Source organism: Pseudomonas sp. R151218B TE3479, assembly GCF_053629195.1.
Window position 1 is genome coordinate 1,848,124 of record NZ_JBRJHV010000001.1, and the last position, 21,987, is coordinate 1,870,110.

At 61.1% G+C, this 21,987-nt stretch carries 10 protein-coding genes and 1 pseudogene; 4 read left to right on the forward strand and 7 right to left on the reverse strand.

Annotated elements, in window-relative coordinates; all coding sequences use genetic code 11:
• Positions 1-8: 8 nt before the first annotated feature.
• The 4 genes from AB7M32_RS08205 to AB7M32_RS08220 are packed head-to-tail and all read right to left on the reverse strand — an operon-like array spanning position 9 to position 13,680.
• Positions 9-2,807 carry an RHS repeat-associated core domain-containing protein gene (locus AB7M32_RS08205; RefSeq protein WP_454249619.1) on the reverse strand — a complete coding sequence of 933 codons (2,799 nt, stop codon included), beginning with the start codon at positions 2,805-2,807 and terminating at the stop codon, positions 9-11.
• The gene (locus AB7M32_RS08210) at positions 2,804-7,279 is read right to left on the reverse strand and encodes a SpvB/TcaC N-terminal domain-containing protein (protein ID WP_454249620.1); all 4,476 of its coding nucleotides are present in this window, start codon (positions 7,277-7,279) and stop codon (positions 2,804-2,806) included. Before AB7M32_RS08210 ends, AB7M32_RS08205 begins: the two co-directional genes overlap by 4 nt.
• A complete protein-coding gene (locus AB7M32_RS08215) occupies positions 7,276-11,100 on the reverse strand; it encodes a Tc toxin subunit A-related protein (protein ID WP_454249621.1) in 3,825 nt (1,274 codons plus the stop codon). The genes AB7M32_RS08210 and AB7M32_RS08215 overlap by 4 nt, the downstream gene beginning before the upstream one ends.
• Positions 11,101-11,130: 30 nt before the next feature.
• Positions 11,131-13,680, reverse strand: a complete 2,550-nt coding sequence (locus AB7M32_RS08220) for a Tc toxin subunit A (RefSeq protein WP_454249622.1) — start codon at positions 13,678-13,680, stop codon at positions 11,131-11,133.
• Between the two features lie 228 nt (positions 13,681-13,908).
• On the opposite strand from AB7M32_RS08220, the gene AB7M32_RS08225 reads away from it, so the two are divergent.
• Together AB7M32_RS08225 and AB7M32_RS08230 are read left to right on the forward strand one after the other, a co-directional pair.
• Positions 13,909-14,154, forward strand: coding sequence for a FitA-like ribbon-helix-helix domain-containing protein (locus AB7M32_RS08225; RefSeq protein WP_060739269.1), 246 nt, complete (start codon positions 13,909-13,911; stop codon positions 14,152-14,154).
• The gene (locus AB7M32_RS08230) at positions 14,151-14,570 is read left to right on the forward strand and encodes a PIN domain-containing protein (protein ID WP_454249623.1); all 420 of its coding nucleotides are present in this window, start codon (positions 14,151-14,153) and stop codon (positions 14,568-14,570) included. The genes AB7M32_RS08225 and AB7M32_RS08230 overlap by 4 nt, the downstream gene beginning before the upstream one ends.
• Before the next feature lie 54 nt (positions 14,571-14,624).
• On the opposite strand, the gene AB7M32_RS08235 is transcribed toward AB7M32_RS08230, so the two are convergent.
• The 3 genes and pseudogenes from AB7M32_RS08235 to katG all read right to left on the reverse strand — a co-directional run bounded on the left by AB7M32_RS08235 (position 14,625) and on the right by katG (position 19,109).
• A complete protein-coding gene (locus AB7M32_RS08235; protein WP_371857826.1) occupies positions 14,625-15,488 on the reverse strand; it encodes a methyl-accepting chemotaxis protein in 864 nt (287 codons plus the stop codon).
• A gap of 42 nt (positions 15,489-15,530) precedes the next feature.
• A pseudogene (locus AB7M32_RS08240) lies at positions 15,531-16,802 on the reverse strand (methyl-accepting chemotaxis protein); the annotation flags it as partial.
• A gap of 42 nt (positions 16,803-16,844) precedes the next feature.
• Positions 16,845-19,109: a catalase/peroxidase HPI gene (gene katG, locus AB7M32_RS08245; protein WP_454249624.1), complete on the reverse strand. Its 2,265-nt coding sequence runs from the start codon at positions 19,107-19,109 to the stop codon at positions 16,845-16,847.
• 361 nt (positions 19,110-19,470) lie between these two features.
• On the opposite strand from katG, the gene AB7M32_RS08250 reads away from it, so the two are divergent.
• Entirely contained in the window at positions 19,471-20,121 is a 651-nt protein-coding gene (locus tag AB7M32_RS08250) for a hypothetical protein (protein WP_454249625.1), read from the forward strand.
• Between the two features lie 139 nt (positions 20,122-20,260).
• Positions 20,261-21,967 (forward strand): ShlB/FhaC/HecB family hemolysin secretion/activation protein, encoded by a 1,707-nt coding sequence (locus AB7M32_RS08255; protein ID WP_454249626.1) that lies wholly within the window; start codon positions 20,261-20,263, stop codon positions 21,965-21,967.
• Positions 21,968-21,987 lie beyond the last annotated feature (20 nt).

Genomic DNA, 21,987 nt, shown 5'->3' on the forward strand with positions numbered 1-21,987 from the left:
AGGTGCAGTCAGGGTCTGGGACCAGGGCGCGGAGCACGATTGATAGCCAAGACATGCTTGTTGTATTCCCCATAGTCCATAGCGTGGCGCCCCGTCTGGATACTGACGCTTTCCGGGATAATGCCGCTGCAATTGAAACAGGCAATGAAAGGTTTCGGTTCGTCCACGCCGGTTATTTTGTGGGTGAACAGTTGCGTGTTCGACAGCTTCATTTCAGCTTGACCCGGGTAGAGCGCAACGACCGAGTTGATCAGGCGGACTTCTCCATGAGCCCCTGGCCCCCCGGTGCGTATGGGGATGATGTTATTGGATTGTTCAATGTGCCTGGCAATGAGGTTCTGGGTGTATTGCTGCAGTTCATGGATGTCCTCGACGGTCCTGCTCAGCGTCGGCTCGCTCTTTAACGCGTCAAGATCCAGTTCGATTTTATGGATCGGATCGTTTTTCGTCGTGCTGTATCGTTCGGCCAAGTCGGCCAGGTAATCGTGGGTATTGCCGATTCTGTAGCTTCCGAAGTTCAGGTAGAAACTTTCGCTTTGGGCGGTGCCGTCATACGCCTTGTCTACGCCGCGGTATCCCTCCGGGCCGGATTTAGGCCCGGTGAGGTTGTAGAATTCGTTGAGGCCCACGCCCAAACCCTCGACTAAGCCATGGGAGTGAACGACCAGCTCCTTGCGTTTGGTTTTGCTGAAACTGGGGCTGGCGTCGGGGTCTGGAGGGCCTTCCTGATGAGTGCCAGCACGTTTTTTAGCTTGTTTCGTCGGTGGCGGCTGCATCATTTTCAAGGAACGGGCGTGGCCATCCTCTTTCATCCATTGGATGAAATCCTCCTTCATCCACCCTTGGCGGTCGACAAACCTGAGGGGGTTGTTTCCCACCATGCCATAAAGGTTCAAGCCATCGACCGCCCCTGCCGGGTCGGGACTGATCCAGCGTTGCAACCACGGCGCGTAGTACCGCTGCCCGTAGTAATACAGGCCACTGGCATCGCGTTCCTTGCCGGAGTAGCGAAGGGTCCGGTAGTCGGCTTCCACGGCCGAGCGGGAGGCCTGCCAGGCGGTTGCGCCGTAGGGCAGGTAGCTTTCCTGGCTGAGCAGGCCGCCTTGGTCATCGAGTTCCAGTGAGCTGGAGCCCAGGTGATCGCCAAGGCCATAGCGAATCGGGTTGACGGCGATACCGGACGGTCGGCCTTCGGTCCAGTGCAGGTAGCGCACGTTGTAGCGACCGGCTTGCAGGGTGATGACTTCCAGGCGTTCATTGTCGCGCGTGCGAATTTCGAGGCCCGGCAGATAACGGACCTCCCGGGTGTGAACCCGTGTTGCGCCCAGGGTTGTCTGGAGCTTGCGTACCCGTTGGCCGCCGCTGTCGTAGCGATAGCGCTCGATGTCATCGGCAGCGTTTTCACGCCGCACCAACACCACGCCGTCGAGCTGGTTGCGCAGGTTCCACGTTAGCGCCTGGCCCGGGGCAAGCGCCTGCTGGTTGCCATTGGCATCGAAGTCCACTGCCACGTCGGGCGTCGATTGGCCTTTGTTCCAGGCGCGCAGGCGATTGCTCGCGGCGGCCACGTTCAGAGTCCGGGTGTAGTGATTGCCGTCGCGACGATGGCGCAACTCGATCAGGTTGCCGCCGGCGTCGTACTCGTAGTGTTCGGTGAAGTTGAACAGCTGATTCGGGTCGATGGGGGTTTTGCCGAGGGCTGGAAGGTCCGGGGGGCTGGTCAATCCGGCGGCCTCGCGGCCCGTCGCGCTGATCAATTGATAAAGGCTGTCGTAGGTGAATGTGCTGGCGGCTTCGACCCGCTGGTTACTGCCGAACTGCACCGGTTGGGCCTTGTCCTCGAGGTGCGTCACGTTGCCCACCGGGTCGTAGGTGTAGCGCAAATCCTGCAAGGTGCTGGCCGCCCGCGACGTACGCAGGGCGATCAATCGACCGTTGGCCGGATCGAACACGGCGCGACTGACGACCCCGTTGCCGGCGGTCTGGGACTCGAGCTGGCCGGACGCGTTATAGACCAGATCGCTCATGATGACTTTTTCGGTTGCCGTGTTGCTTATCTGCAGGCCCACGGCCTTGAGCTGACCGGCGATATCGAACGAGTAGCGCTGCAGGTGTTGGGCTGCATCGGTCTGCTGGATGAGCTCGGCGAGGGCGTCGTAGCGCCAGCTCGTGGTGTAGCCGTTCCCCTGTTCCAGCAAGCGATCGCGGTCTATCTCCTGTACTGGCCAGTCCAGGCGTTCGGCGGTGGCCAGCAGGTGCCGGGTCTGGCTGAGAGGTTTGGCGCAAAGCCCATAGTCATGGATCAGCAGGGTGCCGGCGCTGTCATCGTGACGGATCAGCGCACCGCAGCGGTTATGCACTGCGGACTCCGGCGAACTGTCGCCGTAATGCCGGCATTCGACCCTGCGCGGCACGTCGCCGGCCGCTTGCTCATGGACGGCCGTCATGCGCAGTTGCGTGTCGTAGGTGGTTCGCCAATAGGTGCCTCGCTGATCCCAGCAGTGCGATAGCTGCCCTGCATCGCCAGACAGGTACAGGCGCCACCCGGCATCGATACTGTCGAGCAACAGCGTCTTGCCGGACAAACTGAAGACCGTCCGCAGGTTCGCCCCGCCGGTCGCCATAGCAAACAGTCGAGGATCACGCTGCGCCACCGCTCGTCCCGCCGCGTCATAGTCTTGCTGGGCAATGCGCGCCTGGGAGGGGGCCTGGGCGTCGCGCCGGCAGTAAGCGATTTGCCGCACGGGCAGGCCACGGCCGTCGAGGGCATTGACCGTAGGCGTCTTGTGATGAAGGCGTGGGTTCATGCGCCACCTCCGGCCGTGGTGGCGTGTTCGGACAGGACTTCCTGCAGCGTGTCATTCTCGTCCTCGTCCACGGTGTACCAGGGGTGACGTGTATGCCGACGCATGTAGGCGAGGCCATTTTGCCTGGCGAGTAACACGTGGCTGGGGCGTCCGAGTGGGTCGTAGAAGTGTTGGTCAAAATGCCCGGACTGGCGCAAGGACGCATCGTTGATGTGGCTGTGCCGGTCGGCGAAGTAAGGGCGGTAGATACGCACCGCCAGGCCCTTGCTGTTGTATTCCACCCGTTCGCTGACACGCCAGCGCCTGGCTGCGATCTTTTGGTCCGTCAGCGTCAGGTCGCCCTTGGCGTCGACGACATAAGCCCGGCCCGGTTCGACGAGTTGCTTGCTTTGCAGGGTTCGCCCGAAGCCATCGAAGCCACTGACGGCGATGCGGATTTGTCTTCGGTCGTCATCCGGGAAGCGGTCGGCGACCAGCGTGGCGATGTGTATCGGTTCACGGGCCGCGGCTTCGATTTCGTGTTTCAGCTTGAGGTCGTCGTCGCAGGGTGTCTGAAGCTCCGCCAGGCGGGCTCGGGCCGATGCGCGGATATGGCCGCTGGGCAGCAGGTCGCCGTTGTCCACGCAACGCGCCAGCCAGTCGCTGTCCGACCGGGCAACCGTCGAAACACGTCCCATCCAACTGAAGGGCGCGTAATAGAGGGTCATGGCGGCATCTTGCAGAGCATCCCTGCTTTGGTTGATAGCGTCTGCCGGGCTGCTGAACGATGGCCGTTTGAACTGTGCGAGCGGCTTGAAACCCACGGGCGTGTGGTGCTCGTGCCCATGAAAAGAGCTGGCCAATACTTGGCCGAACGCGTCGAACAGGCCTTCTTGTACGTTACCGTTGGGGTCGATGATGCGCAGGGGCTGGAGCGAGCGGTAATCGTAGAACGCTTGGGTGGTGCAGCCGTCGGGCAGTTTGAAGGTGGTGACAAGACAAGCGTATGGGTCATGGCCTATCTCGTACACGCCTTGGCTTTTGCTCGGTTGTACGGTCCTGGTTTTGTAGAAGCCCGCCAATGGCGCGTAGGTCGTGAAAGCACTTTTGACTGACCAGAGTTTTTTCTCCTGCGGGGTGTCGAGAAGAAAATCGCTCATTCGGTGATAACCCATTCGCTCCAATAGTTTTCCTTTGGGCCGGCTGTCCTGTGGCAGTAATTGGAAAGCGCCCAAGGCCGTTTCATCCAGCTCGGCGCTTTCCAGATGATCGACCAGGGCCTGGAAATCGGCGACGCCGTCCGGCAGAGTCGCTGCGCTCGACGCGTGTCTGTAGCGCTGCACGGACAAGCCGGTCAGCACGCCTTGGGTTTTCCAGGTTGTTTGTTTCGTGAGTTCGCTGAGCGTTTCGAAAGACAGGTTCTGTGGGCTCAACCCCTCATCCTCAGGGAGCTTGGGTCGTTGCAACGCCTGGGTGCGCTGGCGATAAGGCAGGCCGAGTCGCCATTGCTGGGGCGCCTGCAGGTGGATGAATTCGGCACGGGTTTCGTTCAGGTAGTAGAGCTGCTGCGCCGGGTCATGCGCGTCGCGCCACCACTGTTGCTGTTCGGCGTCGCTGAACGGTGGTGTATCGCTGGCGGTTTTTCGTCGGGCGTAGTGGATGTCCACGCTGTGGGTCAGCGCGCCGTACCGGTCGTGTTGCAGGTTCAGGGTGTGCCGGCATTGCGGGTCATCGGTAATGCCTTCGTACTGGTAGCGGATGGACTCCAGCAGCAGGGGCAACAGGCGGGCCTGCTGGCGAACGCTGTCGGGCGTTTGCAGCAGGCGCAGCCCATAACGGTTTTCCTCCACCGAATACAGACGGGTGGTTTTCAACTGTCTGTCGATGCCGAAGACCTCGCTGCGCAGTACCCGGCCACACAGGGCGCGGGACATTTCCAGTTCGGTCGCCGCGTCTGGCGAGGCAATGATGCGATCCTGCAACGACTCTGGCGGACAGTGGCACAGCAAGGTTTTACCCAGCGGCACGGCTTGCTTGTCTGCCCGGCTGTAGCCATTGCGTGGCAGGTTCACCCTTCGTCCGGTGTGAAACCAGGTCTTTTTCAGGCAGGTGGCGGTGAAGGATTGGACGTCGGTGTCGTCGGGGCTCGTTTCAGTGTCGGTTTGCAGCAGCAGGCCAAAGCCCCGAAACTCACGTTCGATGCCGTCGTAGTAACCCTGGCGATAGGAGAATGACTGGGTCAGTCGATTGCCGGTTATTTCATCCATTTGGGTCTGAGCGCAAACCAGGTGCAGGGCCAAGGGCAAGCGACAGGTGAGGGGCTTGCCGTCCGTCATCCGCTGCAGTTTTTCATCCAGCCACTCCTGGGCCGAGCTGCGGTAGCGGATGCGCTGGTCGGCGCCCATGTTGTTGTGGATGCCGGTGAGCAGGTACGGTTTGGCGCTGACGAAGTCGTAGCGCCGATGCCGGGGCGTCATGTGCGGCGCGCTCAGGATCAGGCTGGAACAACCGAGCCCTTGCAGGTCGGCGATGCTGACTTGGCACAGAGGGTCGTAGCGCAGGCCTTCTGGCCAGGGCAGGGCAACCGCGGGGCTGAAGCCATGGCCGCAGCGGTTCATGAAAATCAGGGCCCGGTCCGCTTGCAGATAGATCAGGTCCACAGCGCCGGAGCCATCCAGGTCCGCCAGGCGGATACGCGCGGCGTCGAAGTTGTCGTAGGCCAGCCCGGGAAAGTCCAACACCCTGGCGTTGCCGAAACGCCCACGGCCGAGGTTGGGCCAGCACTTCACTTCGTTGTGACGAATGCGCACCAGATGCTGCTGGCCGCTGCCCAGTACATCGCTGAAAGCCACCAGTTCACCGGCTGAGGCGCTGAATAAGGGCAGGGCGTCTTCGTTTTCCTCGCGAGGGACTTCCACAGGGGGGGAAAAGCCGTGCTCCCGCTGGTTGGCGTACAGGCGAACGCTGCGCGGGCCGATCACCGCCAGATCGCCGAGCCCGGCGCCCATCAGGTCGGCCAATTGCCCATGGCGGCTGAAAAACTCTGGTGCAAGGGCATTGAACGTGGCGAAGCCCGACCAGCTTCGTTCGGCATCGAGGGTGAAAAAGCCGCTCACTTGCGGCTGGGCGACGAGCCAGTCCAAACGACCGTCACCCGTGAAGTCACTCAGGGCCTGGTGCACCGGTGTGGCCGTGTCGGTCGCCGGGATGTGGGGCAGCATTCGCCACGGTCCGTAGGCCACGTCGTTACCTTGGGTACTGGCCCGCACGGGCTCGCGGTAATGCCAACCGTTGTCGGTTCGATGGAGCACCCCCGGCAGGCCTTCGCCGTACAGGTCCACCAGTTGATAGGCATGGCCGTCGTTGAGCCCCGGCATGTCCTGGAAACGCCGCCAGGCAAGGGGCTCAGTCGCAAGCTGGAAGGCGCTGTAGCTGAACTCGACGGGCGGTCGGCTTTCGGCCGCTTCACCTTCGCCGAACGCCTGGTCATGGGCGGCGCTAAGGAGCGGGTAACCCAGAGATGTCTGGTGATAATCCAACAGCAAACGCCGCACCAGGACGGGGGCGGCGCCCAATTCCTCAGGGAAACGGTGAAACATCAGGACCTGGCGACACAGCCGTTCGGTGGGCAACTCAAAACCGTAGGCGAAACTGGAAAATGCATCGTCCCGGGCTTGCCACTGTTGCCCCTCATACGCCGGTTCTTCTGTGTAGGCGGTGGTCCGTTCGCCGTAGTCGAACACCAGTTCGAAGTGCCATTGCACGTTCGCGAGCCGATCCGCTGTCCACGCGTAAAGGTGTGCATCGGCCTTGAAATTGCCATAGCTGACTTGGCTCAGATAGCGTTGGGCCGTGGTGTCTGTCTTGTACTGGTAGAGGATGTGCTCTCCGTGGGCGTTCAGGCTCTCTTCCAGCAGCCATTCGCCGACACGGCTCGTGTCCTGGGGATCGGTGCGCCGTGCTGTCGGGTGTTTGCCAAACAGGTGGAGGCTGCCGTCGGCACTGTGTACCAGCCAGAAACCGGCTTTATCGTCTTGCGAGGACCAATGCTCAATTCGGTCGAAGTGGCTTTCGATCCTGGGAAAGTATTGGGTGACGGTATAGCGCGTGCCCAGGTCCAGACCGTTGTAGCGGTCGATGTAGGTGGCAGCGATGATGTCTTGTGGATCACGCTCGGGTAGCCATGTCACTCCGGTGGGGCCGACGAACTCGTCATCTTCGGTATACGCCGGTACACCCTTGCTGGTGCGTCGCGTCACGCTGGGTAACGACAATCCCCAGCCGATGCCGAACACACCGTTGCCGAGCGAGCTGAGATAGCTCAGGGTCAAGGGCGGCGCAAAGCCACGCCCAGGCGAAATGGGCAGGGCAATCTCATAGGAGGCCGTACCGTGGGCGCCGACGGGGCTCGATCCTTTGCCAATGCTTTGAATGGCGCCGCCCCCCTTGGGCAGGGACGGTGCGGTGACAGGCAGCGGGGCGTGTTCATTCATTGCACACCTCCACCGACCCTGGCGATATAGCTCACGTGCACGATGACGTCGGTCAGCGACTCCAGCAGGTCTTTTTGGGCCTCGGGGTTCGGGAAGGTCAGCTGCCACTTGGAAATCGCACCGGTGTATTCGAACGGCAGGTAGCGATCATCGTCGAAGCTCAGGGTGAACAGACCGTTGTCGTCGACACCCGTCGAAAGGGCGATCTGCTGGTTGGCGCGCCAGCTTTCCATGACCTGGCCTTGATCGCCCGGCGACAGGAACACCGTGCTGGCGGTCTGGGTCAGCGTGGCTCGAATGTTTTCATAAGGGCCAACGACGGTGGGCAAGGTCACGCTGATGGTTTTGATGCGCCGCAGGTAATGTCGCTGGCCCTTGTAGTCGTCTTCGAACAATTGATGGGTCAGCTCGAACTCGCATCCGCCCTGCTTCAAGTCGGCGTGCAACTGCGCCCACTCCTTGTTGAGAGAGCTGTCAGCGGTTTTGCCCTTGAGTTGTCGCAACGATATTGTCTTGCGGATCTCCAGCTCCCGCTCGTGACGTTGCAGGTACTCGGCGTGCATCTTCAACAGGTTCATCTTCAGCCGCTCGCCAGCGCCAAGCCCGCGATAGGTCGCATGCCAGGCGCCAGGTTGAATGAAGCGTGTGTCGAAGTCGGCGATCTCATACTGCCAACAGGCTTCGGCCGCCAGGCACAGCGACAGTGTGGCGTCGTAGGCCTGACGATAGAGCGCGGCAAATTGGCCGTTCAGCCATTGGTACAGCTGTGCCTTGGTAAAGCGCTTGCTGAGGAAGTCGTAGTTGGCCTTGGCTTGGCCCAGGGTCGATTCGGCCAGGCGCAATTGCAGGCGAGTGGCGGTTTCCTGCTCGGTGAATTGCGCCAGCTGTGCGTCGATCTGGGCCAGTTCGAGTTGTGCCTGGTCACGAATCAGGGTCCATTCCTCCCCGCGACGATTGAACTGTGCCGTGCGATCGAGATGAGCCGCCGCTGTACGATCATCGATGGCGGCGCCTTGGGCGAGTGCGGTAGCCGCGTGCATGGCACCTTCCCAGCGAATGCCGCCATTGCTGAAACCAAAGATGTTCGGAGCCATCATCAGGCCGCCAGCCGTGACCTGGGCGTCCGATGCCGAGAGCTCGGAGGCACCGCTGTTCAAATACAACTGGCAGGCCAGGGTCTCGGCGCTACTGATACCGTTGTCCAGCAATTGCTGGTAGTGATTGATCCGCCCCTGGACAATCGCCTTGCTGGCCAGTAGCGCCTGGCGATTGCGCTGGTCGATGATCAAGGCCTGGCGTTGCAGGTCGACGGAGATTTTTGCCAGGTCCCAGGCCTGCTGTTGTTGCAGCTCCTGCAGCTGGGCCTGTTCCTTGCGCTCGATCAGCGACAGCACCAGGGTGCCGAATTGGCTGAGGCTTTCCACGGCGTTCTGGGCATGGCTGTGCATGGCGGTGAAACGATAGTGGGGCATGGTGACGCTCGGCAGGCCTGTCGACGGGCTGTCCGAGAGACTCAGGGCGTTGGCGCTGGAGAGCGCTCGCGGGTCCAGCGGCGCCGCGATGATCGGCAAGTGCAGCGGCTTGCCGGCCATGTCGAGGTTATGCCGCAGGTTGTACAGGCGACTTTCAGCGAGATCCCAGCACTTGAGCAGTTGCGGATTGAATGGCAAATGCAAATACGGGCTGTCGATCGCCGGCAGGGTCAGCCGGGAGCTGCCTTCGCGAAGGGCCAGTGTGTGACTGTCGGTCAAGCCGGTCAGCGCGTATTCGAAAGTGCGCAAACTGTCATCGGCGGTGTCGCTCAGTTCTTTCAAGCTGATGGCTGTCCAGGGATCGGCCGGTTGGACGACCGGGCGTGGACCCAGCAGGTCCAGCACGCGCACGTACCACAGCTTTGCCTCGCTGAGCCCGTCAGGGGTCATCTCGCGGTACGCGGCATCGCCTCGGTGGATCAGGATGTCGAGGTACAGGAAGTACAGGGCCTTGCGAAAGTGCACCGGATGACTGCGGGCGATCTGATGCGGATCATGGGGTTCCCGGTTGGCGTAGGCAGGCGTGCCGCTATCGAGCAAAGGCACGCTCCTCCAACGGTCATCGCCCTTGCGACCCGGGTCGAAGACATAGCGCAGCCAGCGTTCCGCTTCCTCGTATTGATGTTCGTCGTTCAGCCGCTGGGCGACCAGCCAGGGCACATAGAGGAACAGCTCGGTGAAGTAACGGCCATAAGGCCCATGGAAATCCATCCGGTTGGTTGGGTCTGCGGGCACGGCGGGTTCCGGCAGGTGTTGTGTGGCCCAGTCGAACAGCTCATCGAGGCTGTTTTCGGTGCGCCGGATCAGTTCGGCGGCGAATATGGTGTTCAATCGGATGGGTTGGCGTGATTGTTTTTTGTTGTCGCTGTAATGCATAGCGGAATCGCTAAAGCTGATGATTTGAGCAAGGCGCGGGCCGTTTACCGTCTCTTCGATAATAGTCGGAGCCATGCGGCGAATGTCTACCAGAAACGGCAAGGGAAGGAAGGCTCCCAGTTTCGGGTTGGTATGACTACCCGGTAGACCAAGCCCATGACCGGTTTGAATACGTCGTTCATTAGCGTCGAAGAGCCGTTTGCGGTAATCGTCGTCGAGATCCTTGATATCGATTTGCGGATTTATCGGTGGAGTGGCTGATAAATAAGGCACGACAGCGAGGTGTTTATCGATGCAAGCCGTTTTAAGAAATTTGCAGTTATCGGCGGATGCAGGCTTTGAATCGGTCTTGGCACCCAGCGCTAGGAAGAGCAGCGCGTGGCGCTGAGTGACGTGATATTCGGCAACCGTACACAACAATGGTTTGATCGCATTCACGTCCTTGCTGGTCAGCACTTCATCCTCGCAATAGCCTTGCAAGCCGACCCGCGGCGTACTCCAACTGTCATCGTGTTTCTTGAAGCAATAGCTCAAGCGTAGTAACGCACGGTTAGCCCCTGGCGCAGCTGTGCTGGCGTCCTGAGAGACGCGGCTCGAGGCTGCGGGATCCTGATGTATGCACTCCGCCCACACAACGAACAGACGATTGTTGAACCAGACCGGTCGGATCGTCTGTTCGGCGGCGCTCTCGGGAATCGGCACATCGGCTTTTTCCCAGTCCGACCAGGCGTGTGGATCCGGCTGGTCCTGCTTGGGGGCTTTGGCTGGCGGTGACGGGGGCGTGCCATCCAGTGGGCGTTGCGCCATGTTCAGTGAACGCCAGAAGTAGCTGTTTTCGGAGCGGGATTTGGCAATGAAGTAATAGGTGCTGTTGGCAAGGTCCCAGCCATCGATGTAACCATTGAGAATGTTCAGGTTGGCGACTTCTTCGAAGCGAGTCAGGTAGGCCATGACCGCCGTTTGAACGGCATCGGGTTGAATCTGGTTCTGGCTGAGCTCGTTTTCCAGTTGCCGGAAATTCTCGCTTTTTTTGGCCCTCAGGGCGGGGTCGAGATAAGTCGCGGGGAAGTACAGCAGTTTTTGATGGGCGGCCCAGGTGGGGTACTGATGCATCTCATCGCGCCACGTTTTCAGACGCTCGGCGCCGATACTGGTCGGGTCGTAACCGGGCTCCAGGTTCATCAGGATGCGGTTGATGTACTGCTGCAGGCTGGCAATGGCGCAGGCCACTGGCGTGGTGGGCACGTCCTGGCTGACCAGCACATCGAGCAGCCAGTATTCGTAGAGGTCACGGGCTGTCTTGAGCTGGCGGGTTTTTGTCGTGGCCTGGTCGGGCGCGACCTTGTTCAGATAGAGCGCCAGCAGGGCATCGCGCAGGCTTTCATCGAGCTGCTTTTTCAGGGCAACGGTCATATTCGATCCTTGAATGTTGAAGTGAGGTGGTCAATGGCTGGCCGCGATCAGCGCTTCGCCGACGGTTTTCCAATCCGATGCAGGGCTGTGGGTGTTCAGTGCGGTTGCCTTGAGCAGCAGCTCTGCCGACAACCCTGTGCTGACGCAGCACGCCTGGCAGCGCATGACCCAGTCCACCGCTTCCATTGACGTCGCACGTCGCGGTTCCAGTTGCGCCGTGAGGCGTTGCACTTCTCTGCTGTTCCAGTTCAGGAGGCTGGCCAGCAGGCTGTTGACTTCTTTTTCCGTCTGCTGGCCGTCCTGGTTGGCGACGTGCAGGTAGTGCAGCAGGTTTTCTTCCGACTGCGCCTGGTGACGGGCGCAATGACTGAAGCGCTCGAGCAGATACAGCGTCTGGGGCGTGAGGGCTCTGGAAGTGTCCGAGGCCAGCCATGTCGGGTTTTCCATCAAGGCTTTCAGCGTGCTGCTGCCCAGGTGCAGATGCTGGCAAGCCTCGGCGGTGCGAAGCACTTTTGCCAGCGCCTGCGGCATGATGCCCGGGGCAGCCTTGATGGCCGCGACGAGCGTTTCGGCATCGGTGTCGGCCATCTGCATCACGTGGGGAACGAACTCGCTCGAAAGGTCGGCAATGTCATGCAGCAGGGTTTCAATCAGGTGCTGAGGGTCGTGCCCGGTGTCCGCTCGAAGTTTCGCCAGGCGTTGTTTCAGGTTCTGGCTCAGCGGCAAGCCCGCTTCTGGTTCAGCGAACAGACGACACCACTGCAGCACATCGAGCCCGTTTTGCCTGAGCCAGTCGACGGCCCAATCCAGGGCCACCAGTACGTCGAGAATGTCGGGCGTCGAGGATGCCGGGGGAGACAGTTGCCCGGTCACCAGCGCCTTGCCGTAATCGTCCCCTCCCAATAGTCGGGCCAGCTTGGCGCACTCCAGTGGCGATAGGCCCAGCATCCGGGCGATGCGGGCCTGGCGGTAGAGGGATGAAACCGTGGGAAGGTCGTGTTCCAACCCCGGCAGGTATTGTTCGCTCTGTTGCGCAAGCAATAGCAACGCGTCCTGGGTCATGGGCAATCCGAGGCCGGCACTCAAGTAGCTGAAGGTTTGCAGGTCGGTGACGGCCAGTCGTTTCTTGGGGTATTGCCACACGGGGTTTTCAAGCAAGCGGGTGCGATTGAACACCTGATCGAACAACGGGACTCGTTCCCCGCAGGCTTCAACCGGCATGTCGTGCAGCAAAGAAGCAAACTCTTCAGGCTCGATGCCATGACGTCGGTTCAGGTACCGGTAGACGCCAAGGGTGCGCAACGTGTTGGCACTGAGCGTGTCGCTCCCCTCGGATCGCAGGGCATTGACGATCAGCGTATCCAGTTCGGCCACGGGGATACCGGTCCAGCGATGCAGGCGGATCATGCGCTGGAGACGGTCGAAACGTTCATCGGAATAGTGCATGAAGACGCGCGACGCCCCTTGGGTTTCGATGCGCAGGGGGGGAGTACTTTCCGACCCGTTGATGTAGCCGGCGCCATAAGCGCTCTGTGTTGCGTCTGGGCTGTTGATCGAGCTGCGAGGGCTGTAGCGGCCTTGCGCCAGGAATTGTTCCACCTGGTCCGTCGTCAGCCCGGTGCGTTCCTGGAAAAAATCGAGCTGATCCAGGCGTGTGATGTCCTGGGTGCCATAGCTTTTCTTCAGAGCGTCAGGCCTGGCGCTTGAAGCGCTTGGCGCGAGCAGCAGGTTCTGTTGTTCCGGGCTGAGACCGGACAACAGCTTTTGGGCATCGACATGAGACGTCATGACGCGCCCGTACGTCGAGGGGCCTCGTGAAAATGGCAATTGCAGGCTGATCCGATAGTTCAGCTCGCCCAGCGCGGGTTTGCCTGCGCCCAAGCCAAGCCGACATTGGTGGTGATGCAGGTCATAGGGCAGCGAGAAGGGATAGTGCTCGCCGGCCAGCACCTGTTGGACGGTCTCGTTCCTGCCGGTACTGGCCAGGTGCGCCGCGATGTTGCTGCGCAGGGTGTCGTTGATGATGTCGAGCATCGGGCGTGTGGCGAAGGCGCTCTGTCGGTCGAGCATCAGCTTGCCGAGGTCCGGGCGCCGCTCCTCCAGGGTGATCCTGGCGGCTTGTACAGGGGTTGGTAGCTGCTCCAATTGCCGGGCGAACAGGTACAGGGCGCGCAGATACGCCACCGGTGAGTCGATGGCGGCGATGTCGCCTTCGTCACAGAACTGATCCCAGTTTTCTTCGAAGAGTGCCTGATAGCCGGAGGACGCTGGCGTTGAATCCGAATCCGGGCTGTACCGGAAGCTTGGCTGGGTGTCCTTTCTGGGTGATACGCGGTGCTCCTGGTACAGGCGGCTGATTTGTCCGGCATAACTCACAGCGCTGTCGTAAACCCGTCCTGCATCCGCGTCGCTGTGCTTGGCGAGTTCGAGGGCAAACTGCGCTTTGTCCATGCGCACGATGTCGAATACCGACGCCACACCCATGCCCTGCAGTGCTGTTCTGAAATGGGTCTTTGCAGTGTTCGTGCCGTCAGGGAAGGCGACGAGCCGGTGCAGCAGCGAGTCGTTGCTAACGTCCATGTGGGGTCTATCTCCTGTTCGAACGGAATGTGCGTTTCAAGAAAACCGTACAGGAGCACGCAGAAAAAAACGGTAGGACGTCAGGGGAAGATGTGTACGAAAGGGCGATACGTGGGGCGGTTTTTGATTCCCGATGGTCCCTGGGGGCTGACGGGTGAGTGGCCGCTAGACAAGTTGAGCGCTTTAAACTAGCTTGCAATCAATGATTTCATTGATTGCAGGTGTTTTATGGCCAGCCTCACTATTCGAAACCTGGACGATCAAATAAAGGAACAACTGCGTATCGCGGCAGCCCATAACGGCCACTCCATGGAGGAAGAGGCCCGGCTGATTTTAGGGCGTGCCTTGGCAAGAGTGAGTCCTGAAGGTGGATTGGGGAGTCGCATTCGAAACAGATTCAGTGCCCTGGGCGGTGTGGAGCTGGATCTGCCTGCGCGTGACGAAAAGGCCAATGCGGCGGATTTATCTGAATGATAGTGCTCGATACCAACGTGATTTCAGAGTTCATGCGTGCAGAGCCGAACGCCAGTGTCCTGGCCTGGGTTGATTTGCAGCCTGCAATGGAACTGGTCATTTGCGCTGTTACCGTGGCGGAAATTCTTCATGGTGTCGCCCGGCTACCTTCCGGCAAGCGCAAGCAAAGGCTTGAAGCCCATGCAATGGCAATGTTCGAAGAGGATTTTGCTGGCAGGATCCTGCCTTTCGATGCCCATGCGGCGGTTGAGTACGCGACCCTCGTCGCGTCATGCGAGGCGAAAGGGAGGACGGCAGGCATGGCTGATGCACAGATTGCCGCTATCTGCCGTACTCACGGGGCGCTGATTGCAACTCGCAACACCAGAGACTTCGAGTTCTCAGGGGTTGAAGTCATCAACCCCTGGAACGTTTGAAGAGTGTTTCATCCAAAACGCCCGTATCCCATCGGAACCGGGCGTTGTCCATGATCAAACCCTGAAGTGGCTGACCATCATCTGCAGCTGATTACCCAGTCGCGCCAGCTCCACGCTGGAGGCGGCGGTTTCTTCGCTGGCGGCGGCGGTCTGTTCGGAGACGTCGCGCACGTTGATGATGCTGCGGCTGATCTCCTCGGCCACGGCGCTTTGCTGCTCGGCAGCGGCGGCGATCTGCTGGTTCATCGACTGGATGTTCGACACCGTGCGGGTGATGTTTCCCAGGGATTCCCCAGCCTTGCGCGTCAGGGCCACGCTGCTGTCGGTGAGGCTGCGGCTGTTGTTCATCACGGCGGCCACTTGCTGGGTGCCGTTCTGCAGGCCGGCCACCAGACCTTCGATTTCCTCGGTGGATTTCTGTGTGCGTTGGGCCAGGCCGCGGACTTCGTCGGCCACCACGGCGAAACCACGCCCGGCTTCACCGGCGCGGGCCGCTTCGATGGCCGCGTTGAGCGCCAACAGGTTGGTCTGCTCGGCCACGGCCTTGATCACGTCCATGACGCTGCCGATCTTGTCGCTTTCCTGTTGCAGCACGGTCATGGCGTCGGTGGAACGCACCACTTCGCTGGCCAGGCGTTCGATCTGGGCGATGGCTTCGCTGACCACCTTGTCACCGGCACGGGCTTCGCCATCCGCGGCGGCGGCTGCCTGGGAGGCTTCTTCGGCGTTGCGTGCCACTTCCTGGACCGTGGCGGTCATCTCGTGCATGGCGGTCGCGACCTGGTCGGTCTCGACTTTCTGGCTGTTGACCCCGGCGCTGGTCTGCTCGGTCACGGCGGACAACTCTTCGGCGGCGCTGGCGATCTGGGTCACGCCATCGCGGATGCCGCTGATCAGGTCACGCAGGGTCACGCCCATGCGTGCGATGCCTTGTTGCAGCACGCCCAGTTCGTCACGGCGGGTGACGATGACATTCTGCGACAGGTCGCCACTGGCAATGCGTTCGACCACGGCCAGGGTTTCGCGCAGCGGGCCGGTGATCTGGCGCGTGATAATCACCGCGGCAATGACGCCCATCAGCAATGCCAGCAAGGTGCTGATCAGTTGCAGGGTGCGGGCCTCGGCGCTTTCAGCGTCGCGGCGGTCGAGTTGGATCTGGTACAGCTGCTCGCTCAAGGCCACGATGGTCGTGCCCTGGTCGGTCATTTCCTTGCGGGCCTGGACCACATCGGCGGTGGCCAGCTTGAAGGCCTGCACGGCGCTGCGGTACTGGGTCAGGGCGTTTTCCAACTGGCGCAGTTCATCCTGGCGGCTGCTGGAGAAATGTTCATTCAGCGGCTTGAGCGAAGCGATGGCGGCGTCCAGTTGAGCGATGGCCTTGCGTTCGGTGTCGGCGTTGCTGTTGGCGGTGTAGCCGCGCACTTCATAGCGGGCCAGCATGAAGGCCTGCTTGGCCTCGGTGATGGCCTGGAACTGGGCGAAACGTTCATCGCTGAGGGCCATGTGCCGCACGTCGGCGTCGATGGCCTCGATCAGCTTGTAGGCGACCTCGGCGTTCGCGCCCATGGCGTCGCGGGCGCTGTTGCCGGTGCGGTAGGCGCTGCGCATTTTGTTCAGGGAAACCTGATAGGCACTGATGACCGCGCTCTGCTCCTTGAGCAGCTTGACGTTTGCCGGGCTCTTGAAGCTGCTGAGCAGGGCATTCTGTTGCGCCACGAAACCATCGAGGGTGGTCTGCACATTTTGTGCGGCGGTTTCGTCGCCATTGGTCAGCATGTATTGCAGGCGGGTGACGCGAAGTTTGGTCAGGCCGGCGTTGAGCTGAGTGATGTCGCTCATCCAGTTGCTGCGCTGGATCAGGCCGCCCAGGCTGGTCCAACTGGTCAGGGCCAGCAGGCAGGTCAGTACCAGCACCAGGCCGAAGCCCAGGCCCAATTTCATGTTGACGCTAATGTTGCCAAACCAGCTATTCATCAAATTCCTCCAGGAACGTTGTGCTGCTTGATCGTCAGTACGCTGGAAGATTGTTGTTGTTAAGAGCCAGCAAAAACGTGTGCAGGGCTTTATCGGCGGCGGGGGCTGGATCTGAAAGATTTTTTCCGGATATCGCGGTTTCGCTGAATTCCAGGCAAAAAAAAGCCCGCTGGGAGCGCGGGCTAAAACCTTAGTTTCTTGAATGAGCGAGGGGACTTTACCCAATCCCACGCAGGCGTGGGGTGAAGAAAAGTTCATGAGGCCGCGTCCTTGTCACGACCTCATGGGCTTGGATCCTTCTCACCGCACATCGAACCGATCCAGGTTCATCACCTTGACCCACGCCGCGATGAAGTCCTTGACGAACTGCTCCTGGGCATCCGGGCTGGCATAGACTTCGGCCAGGGCCCGTAGCTGCGCGTTGGAGCCGAAGACCAGGTCAACGCGAGTGCCGGTCCATTTGACCTGGCCGGTCTTGCGGTCGCGAGCTTCGAAGGTTTCCTGGGTGTCGGAAAGGGCTTTCCATTCCACACCCATGTCGAGCAGGTTGACGAAAAAGTCGTTGCTCAACGTCCCTGGCCGTTGGGTAAAGACACCGTGCGCAGTGTGGCCGACGTTGGTATCCAGTACCCGCAGGCCGCCAATCAATGCCGTCATTTGCGGGGCGGTGAGGGTCAGCAGTTGTGCCTTGTCGATCAGCAGCGCCTCGGCGGACACGCGATACCGGCCCTTGAGGTAGTTGCGGAAACCATCGGCGATGGGCTCGAGAAAACCGAACGACTCGACGTCCGTCTGCTCCTGGCTCGCGTCCATGCGTCCTGGCGTGAACGGTACCGTCACGCTGAGCCCGGCATTTTTCGCGGCCTGTTCAATACCGGCGCTGCCGGCCAGCACGATCAGGTCCGCCAGGGAGATTTTCTTGCCGTCGACTTGGGCGGCGTTGAACTCGCTCCGAACCCTCTCCAGGGTCGCCAGCACTTGGGCCAGTTGTTCTGGCTGGTTGGCTGGCCAATCCTTCTGCGGGGCCAGGCGCAGGCGGCCACCGTTGGCACCGCCGCGTTTGTCGGAACCACGGAAGGTGGAGGCCGCGGCCCACGCCGTGGACACCAGCTGTGAAACCGTGAGGCCCGAGCCCAGCAGCTTGCCTTTGAGGGCGGCGATGTCGCTGTCGTTGACCAGCGGATGGTCGACCGTCGGGATAGGGTCTTGCCACAACAGTTCTTCGTTGGGCAGTTCCGGGCCGAGGTAGCGTGAGAGCGGGCCCATGTCACGGTGGATCAGCTTGAACCAGGCGCGGGCAAAGGCGTCGGACAACTGCTCCGGGTTTTCCAGGAAGCGCCGGGAGATTTTCTCGTAGATCGGGTCGAAGCGCAGCGCCAGGTCGGTGGTCAGCATCGTTGGATTGCGCCGTTTGGCCGGGTCATGGGCATCGGGGATGATGCCCGCGCCTGCGCCGTTTTTCGGCGTCCATTGATGCGCGCCTGCCGGGCTCTTGGTCAGTTCCCATTCGAAGCCGAACAGGTTCTCCAGGTAGTTGTTGCTCCAGCGGGTGGGCGTGGTGGTCCAGGTGACTTCCAGGCCACTGGTGATGGTATCGGGCCCCTTGCCGGTGCCGAAGGTGCTCTTCCAGCCCAGGCCTTGCAGCTCCAGGCCAGCGGCTTCGGGCTCGGCGCCGACATTGTCCGCAGGCCCGGCGCCGTGGGTCTTGCCGAAGGCGTGGCCGCCAGCAATCAGTGCCACGGTTTCTTCGTCGTTCATCGCCATGCGGCCGAAGGTTTCGCGAATATCCAGCCCGGCGGCGACCGGGTCCGGCTGGCCCTCGGGGCCTTCCGGGTTGACGTAGATCAGCCCCATCTGCACGGCGGCCAGCGGGTTCTCCAGGTGGCGCCCTTCGTCAGTGCGGCTTTCTTCGTTGCCGGGTTCGGCCACCAATTGGCCTTCGCCGGGCTCCTGCATGGCGGCTTTGTCGGGCTTGCCGTAGCGAACATCGCCCCCCAGCCATTTGTTTTCGGAACCCCAGTAGACGTCTTCATCCGGCTCCCAGACATCGGCACGACCACCGGAAAAGCCGAAGGTCTTGAAGCCCATGGACTCCAGCGCGACGTTGCCGGTGAGGACGATCAGGTCGGCCCAGGAGATGTTGCGACCGTACTTCTGCTTGATCGGCCACAGCAGCCGACGGGCCTTGTCGAGGCTGACGTTGTCGGGCCAGCTGTTGAGCGGTGCAAACCGCTGCTGGCCGGAACCCGCGCCACCGCGCCCATCACCGGTGCGGTAGGTGCCTGCACTGTGCCAGGCCATACGGACAAAGAGCGGCCCATAGTGGCCGAAGTCCGCCGGCCACCAGTCTTGCGAGTCGGTCATCAGCGCATGCAGGTCTTGTTTCAAGGCCTGGAAGTCCAGGCGCTTGAAGGCTTCGGCATAGTTGAAATCCTCGCCCATCGGGTCGGACAGCGAGGAGTGCTGGTGCAGGATCTTCAGATTCAGTTGATTCGGCCACCAGTCGCGGTTCGTCGTGCCACCGCCAGCGGCGTGATTGAATGGGCATTTCGATTCGTTTGCCATGAGAAGCTACCTTTGGTCGTATTCATCCAGCTATCCAGCCCGGCGGGGGCTTCGAATAGCGACAGGCGAAATAAATGACACAGGGCGCAGGGCTCACAGTTCACTCAACTGATCATGTTCGGCCACGCGGCAACGTCTAAATGCCAATACGATGGCCCACGGCAAGCCCAGTACGTTTCTGAACGCTTCCTATCTCTTGTCAGGTTTCACGGGCCGGATTGCACCAGCCTGAATTCAGGCTAGTCCCCCTTTGCCAGATAGCTAATAGGCGCAGTATTAACGGTCGATAGGAGTAATCTTTTATCGGCGCCCGGGGGGGAGGCAGATGATAGGAACGGCGCCTGCCGTGACGGACCCCATCATGAACAAATGCCCGCGCAGCACGGCCTTCCACGAAGCGGGTCATGCCCTGGCCTTCTGGTGGAATGGGCTACCTATAAAGCGCATCAGCGTGCGCACCAAGGTCGAAGCCTGCGCGGGGCCTCTGTTCGACCTGCGCGGCAACCCGCAGTACGCAGAAGGGTTGGTCGAAGCCGACTACCTTGTTTCGCGCCCGGCCTTCGACGCGCCGGGGATCGCTGAATATCTGCCCTCAATGATCGATGCCATTGAGCGTGACCTGCTCCATTGCTTCGCCGGGCCAGTGGCCGAGGCGGTCTACCGGCACCGCAGGTCCGACCGGCTGATCAGGGGCAGCGGCCGGGGTGACCTGGAACGGGGGCACGAGCTGATCAGCCTGCTGCCACCGCGCAAGCTGCTCGACGCCCAAGCCCAGGCCATCGCTCGTTGCAGCCGGCTGATGCATCGTTACTGGCCTGCCGTGTGTGCGGTGGCGGACCTTCTGCAAGCGAGCGGCAGGGTCGAAGGCAACGTCGTGACGGCGCTGTTGTGCGAGATCACTGGGGAGTCGCCCATCCGCCTTGGCAACAGAGTTAAAAGCCTTGATTCGCAAGCGGGAAGGCGCAAAGGCGCTGACCCGCTCGGGCCTTGCAGAAGGGCTTTTTCATTGTGATTGTCGACGCTGTCTGTGAGACGTGTCTCTTTTTTACGTAGAAAATCTCCGCTCCCTTGAACCGAAGGCGATATGCAGGGTCTGGTGTGCGCGCATCGCCATGCGTGCCTGCTGTCATTTCTGTATCGAGGGATCGAACATGTCCGTATTTGCCTTAGGGACGAGGCTAGTGGTTGCGTCGCTGTGTTTTCTAGCGATGAACATTGCCGTCGCCGCGCCAACCCCAGGCGACACGGACCTGATCCGTGAACGTCAGGATCGCCTGCTCGAAGAGCAGCGTCGGCGTCTGGAAGAGCTCAAGGACCTGCCCGGCAAAGACCCGAAGCCGGCCCAGCCGACCGCACCAGTCGATACCCGTTGCTTCCCGATCAAGACCTTCGAGCTCAAGGGCGCCGATGCGTTGTCCGAGGGCGAGCGCCAACGCCTGCTCAAACCTTTCCTCAACCAGTGCCTGGGCGTACCGCAGCTTAACCAATTGCTCAAGGTCATTACCGATCACTACCTGGAAAAGGGCCTGGTCACCAGTCGCGCCTATTTGCCGCAACAGGACCTGTCCAGCGGTCACCTGCAAGTGCTGGTCGTCGAGGGCCGCCTGGAAGGCCTGAAAGGTGCCGAGAACAGCCAGCTGTCGGACCGTGAATTGGCGATGGCGTTTCCCGGCAAAACCGGCGATCTGCTCAACCTGCGGGAGATGGAGCAGATGGTCGATCAACTGAACCGTTTGCCGTCCAACCGTGCGCAAATGGCGCTGACCCCCGGGCAGAACATTGGTGGCAGCGAAGTGCGGGTCGACAACACCCCGCAGAAACCCTGGCGCGCCGGCCTGTCACGGCATAACGATGGGCAGAAAAGCACCGGCGAGCAGCAATGGAGCGCTTCCCTGGATTGGGACAGCCCCTTGGGCCTGGCTGACCAGCTGGCCTTGCGCGGCGGCCACGATGCCGTCAGCGACCATCAGAAAACCTCACGCAATGGCATGCTCTATTACAACCTGCCGTTTGGCTGGTGGAACCTGAGCTACACCTACAGCCAGAGCGAGTACCGCGCGCTGGGCCAGGCCAACGGCTTCAATTTCAAGCAGAGCGGCGACAGCCAGAACCATCAGGTGCGCCTGGAGCGGGTGGTCCATCGCGATGCCGTGAGCAAGACTTCCCTCAACACCGGCCTTTCGTACCTGCGCACCAACAATTTCATCGAAGACAGCAAGCTTGCCGAAAGCAGCAATCGCATCAGCGAGGCGCAGTTCGGCATCAACCATGGCCGGCGGATCGGCAATGCCTTCGTCAACCTCGACCTGGGCCTGCAACAAGGTATCGGTGCCCTCGATGCCCAGGGCGATCATGAGCCGGGGCCTGGGCTGCCGGATGCGCGTTATCGCAAGTACACCGCCACCCTCAGCTATTTGCAGCCCTTCATGTTGGGTGGCGAGTCCTTCAGCTTCAGCAGCCTGATGACCGGCCAGCGCAGCGAGGACGTGCTGTTCAGCCCCCAGCGCATGAGCCTGGGCGGCCTGTCGTCGGTTCGCGGCTACAAGGACCAGACGCTGTCCGGCGACAGCGGCGGCTACTGGCGCAACGACCTGCGCTGGAGCCGCCCGGTGACCATGGAGTGGCTGCGCCCGGTGTTTGCCGAATATGGCACCAGCCTCGGTTATGACCAGGGCGTGATTCGTGGCGATCGCTACAACGGTGATCAGCACGGGCGCATGTCGAGCAACTCGCTGGAGCTGTTCGCCCGCGGTGAGCACCTGAACGCCAGCGTCACCTTCGCCCATTCCCTGGAACGTCCGGATGCCCTGACCGAGCGCGAAGCGCCGATCTACTTCCGCTTGGATGTATCTATTTAACGCTGCTGTAACGAGACCTG

Coding starts and splice junctions, on each gene's coding strand:
- AB7M32_RS08205 (WP_454249619.1), bottom strand. CDS start 2,807: ATGAACCCACGCCTTCATCACAAGACGCCTACGGTCAATGCCCTCGAC.
- AB7M32_RS08210 (WP_454249620.1), bottom strand. CDS start 7,279: ATGAATGAACACGCCCCGCTGCCTGTCACCGCACCGTCCCTGCCCAAG.
- AB7M32_RS08215 (WP_454249621.1), bottom strand. CDS start 11,100: ATGACCGTTGCCCTGAAAAAGCAGCTCGATGAAAGCCTGCGCGATGCC.
- AB7M32_RS08220 (WP_454249622.1), bottom strand. CDS start 13,680: ATGGACGTTAGCAACGACTCGCTGCTGCACCGGCTCGTCGCCTTCCCT.
- AB7M32_RS08225 (WP_060739269.1), top strand. CDS start 13,909: ATGGCCAGCCTCACTATTCGAAACCTGGACGATCAAATAAAGGAACAA.
- AB7M32_RS08230 (WP_454249623.1), top strand. CDS start 14,151: ATGATAGTGCTCGATACCAACGTGATTTCAGAGTTCATGCGTGCAGAG.
- AB7M32_RS08235 (WP_371857826.1), bottom strand. CDS start 15,488: ATGGGCGTGACCCTGCGTGACCTGATCAGCGGCATCCGCGATGGCGTG.
- katG (WP_454249624.1), bottom strand. CDS start 19,109: ATGGCAAACGAATCGAAATGCCCATTCAATCACGCCGCTGGCGGTGGC.
- AB7M32_RS08250 (WP_454249625.1), top strand. CDS start 19,471: ATGAACAAATGCCCGCGCAGCACGGCCTTCCACGAAGCGGGTCATGCC.
- AB7M32_RS08255 (WP_454249626.1), top strand. CDS start 20,261: ATGTCCGTATTTGCCTTAGGGACGAGGCTAGTGGTTGCGTCGCTGTGT.